Origin of the sequence: Myxococcus sp. CA039A (genome assembly GCF_013336645.1) — a bacterium.
In the GTDB taxonomy this organism is placed as follows: domain Bacteria; phylum Myxococcota; class Myxococcia; order Myxococcales; family Myxococcaceae; genus Myxococcus; species Myxococcus llanfairpwllgwyngyllgogerychwyrndrobwllllantysiliogogogochensis.
In genome coordinates, this window is sequence record NZ_JABUMQ010000588.1 from 1 (window position 1) to 2,859 (window position 2,859).

At 70.3% G+C, this 2,859-nt stretch carries 3 protein-coding genes; all 3 read left to right on the plus strand.

Annotated features, from left to right (window positions below):
• On the plus strand, positions 1-137 hold a 137-nt coding region (locus tag HR086_RS46070), incomplete at its 5' end, for a WbqC family protein (protein ID WP_174468829.1).
• 84 nt (positions 138-221) lie between these two features.
• The gene (locus HR086_RS46075; protein WP_174468830.1) at positions 222-2,012 is read left to right on the plus strand and encodes a glycosyltransferase family 39 protein; all 1,791 of its coding nucleotides are present in this window, start codon (positions 222-224) and stop codon (positions 2,010-2,012) included.
• A gap of 108 nt (positions 2,013-2,120) precedes the next feature.
• On the plus strand, positions 2,121-2,859 hold a 739-nt coding region (locus HR086_RS46080), incomplete at its 3' end, for a hypothetical protein (RefSeq protein WP_217442227.1).

Genomic DNA, 2,859 nt, shown 5'->3' on the forward strand with positions numbered 1-2,859 from the left:
CAGATGTTTATAAGAGACAGACGTACCCCCAGCCCCATCCACCCTTCGAGCACGCGGTGACGGTGCTGGATGTGCTCTTCCACCTGGGGCCGGAGGCACCCGAGGCCATCTGGGGCTGGCGCCAGCGGGCTCGCTGAGGGGCTGCCTGCCCCCTGTTCGTCCTCGCGTCCGTGCTTGCGGCTTTGCCCGGCGCGCGAGGGGTGTGCTACCCCACGAGAGCGATGACTTCGGCTCGTGGCAGTACGGGATGGAACGCGGTGGCCCAGGGCGCCCTGGGGTGTTTTCTGGTGGCGGCCTTCTTCGGGTTGAAAGAGACCGCACCCGGGCTGACCGTCTCCTTCCGCATGCCCTTCAGCGCCAGCTCTTCCGGAGAGCTGTACCAGTGGCTGGGCCACGCGCTGTTGCTGGTGCCGGGAGGCGTCCTGCTGGGGCTGTCGCTCGTGCATGGGCTGTCGGCGCCAGCGGTCCGGATGTGGCGCCGGCTGGAGGCGCTGAGCGCGCAGGAGCGGCGCGCTGGAGCCGTGTTGGTGGCGGTGGTGGCCTTCCTGCTCGCGCGAGTCGGGCGCTTCGTGTTCCTGCTGGACCGTCCCATCACGGATGACGAGCAGGCGGCTCGCTTCGGTGGGCAGGTGCTCGCCAGCGGCAGGTTCCTGGTGAAGCTGACGGACCCGCTGGAGTCCTTCCCCACCATCTTCCTCTACGTGCGGGATGGCATGGGCTCCAGCTTCGAGTGGCTTGGGCTGCAGGTGGCGTGGGCGTTGGGGGAGCTGACGGGGACGGGCTCGCTCGTCTTCTCGCTGGCGGCGGCGGTGCCCGCGGTGGTGGTGGCCTGGGTGGCCACCCGGCGGCTGGGCCCGGCGTGGGGTGGGGTGGCCGCGCTGCTGGTGCTGCTGTCACCGATGTCCGCGCTGCTGTCGATGACCGCTCATGCGCACCTGCTGTCCCGCGCGGCCTTGTCGGTGGCGGTGGTGTGCTTCCTCAAGGCGGAGGAGAAGGGCGGGCGTTGGTGGACGTGGCTGGGGCTGGTGAGTGGTGTCTCCTTCCTGTGCCGGCCGTTCGAGACCCTCTTCTTCCTGGCGCCGTTCTACCTCTGGGTGCTCTGGCGGCTGGTGCGCCGGGAGCTGCCCGTGGGAGCGTGCCTGGGAGGGCTGGTGCTGGGCTGGTTGCCGGCGGTGGTGGCCTTCCTCGCCTTCAACCATGCGGTGACGGGGGACGCGTTGCTCCCCGCGCGCGTGTCCATGTACACCTTCCCGGCGAAGCTCTCCGCGCATGACGCCTCGATGCTGGAGCGCTTCGGCGCGAACACCAGCTACAACGCGTTGATGCTCGCGGTGTGGTTCCTCGGGCCGGTGGGGGTGCTCCTCGTGGGAGTCGGGGCGTCGTGGGACCGGCTGACGAAGCTGTTGCTCCTGTCGGTGCTGGCGCTGCTGGGGCTGGGGCTCTTCCACGACAACCACGGCATCCACTCGGTGGGTCCCATTCACTATTCGGAATGCGCGCCGGCGCTGGCGCTGGTGGCCGTGCATGGGCTGCGGAGGCTGGTGGATGTGGCCCGCCGGGCCGAGCTGCCGTCCGCGACAGTCATGGCGGGAGTGCTCGGTTCCCTGGTGGTCGGACTGGGCATCTTCGACATGCGCAACGCGCTGGCCCTGCGAGAGCAGGCCCTCATCCACGAGTCGATGGAGGCGTACCTGAATGACGCGGGGCTGGGGCGCGCGGTGGTGCTGGCGCCTCAGTACGCCGTGGCCTGGAATCAAGTGCCCGCGTTCCGGAAGGTGGGGAGCTTCGTCCTGGAGTGGCCGCCTCCGCACCCGGGCTACGAGGAGGACCTCATCGTCCTGCACGATGGGCCGGGCTTCGCGGAGAAGCTGCGACCGCGGTTCCCGGATCGCCGCTTCTTCCGAATGGTGCCCGGCAAGGCCCCGGACCCCTTCCGGCTGGAGCCCCTGGACGTCGGTGGCGCGCCTCCTCCCGCCTTGCCCGCGCCCACCGCGGAAACGGGCGGACGTTGAGGCGCGTCATGCGAGCGCGCGAACGCGTGGGCGCCGCGAGTCCGTCCCTCGCGGCGTTTCAATCCGCCGTCATCCCGTCCTTCTGGCCCTGAGCTTTCGAGGCCCCTCATGGCAACCTCCGCCGCGCGCCCCAGCTCCCTCCGTCCTTCTCCGCACTCCCTCCTCGTCTTCGTCACGGCGCTGGCGGTGTATGCGGGGACGCTGCGCAACGGGCTCGTCTATGACGACATCCCGCTCGTGGTGCAGAACCCGTGGTTGCGCTCGCTGGACACGCTGGCCGAGGCCTTCCAGCGCCCGCTGTTCGCGTTCGACGACGAGCCCACCTCCCAGGTGGATCGCAGCCCCGCGGAGAGCTACTTCCGGCCGCTCGCCCACGTGCTGTTCTTCGCGCAACGCGCGCTCTTCGGCACCACGGCCTGGCCGCACCACCTCGTGCTGATGCTCCTGCATGGCCTGGCGTCGCTCCTGGTGGGATGGCTCCTGCGTGAGTGCCTCCGTCGCCCCGGGGAGAACCTCTCCGAGGCAGGAAGCTGGGCCGCGCTCGCCGGCGCGCTGCTCTTCGCCGTGCACCCCGTGCACACGGAGTCGGTGGCCTGGGTGAGTGGGTGTATGGACGTCGCGGCCACGCTGATGGTCCTGCTCTCGGTGCGCCTCATGGTGGGGAGCTCCGGCTCATGGCGATGGGGCGTGGGAGCGGGCCTGTTGTGGTTCGCGGGCCTGCTGTTCAAGGAAGTGGCGGTGGTGTTCCCCGTGGTGCTGTGGGCCACGGACCGTGCGGTGGGCACGCGTCCCGCCCGCCCGGGGCTTCGGGGGTGGGCGCTCCGATATGCCCCCCTGGGGCTGGGGC

Bases quoted from the DNA above. Each gene is read 5' to 3' on its own strand.
- HR086_RS46075 (WP_174468830.1), top strand. From the start codon at position 222: ATGACTTCGGCTCGTGGCAGTACGGGATGGAACGCGGTGGCCCAGGGC.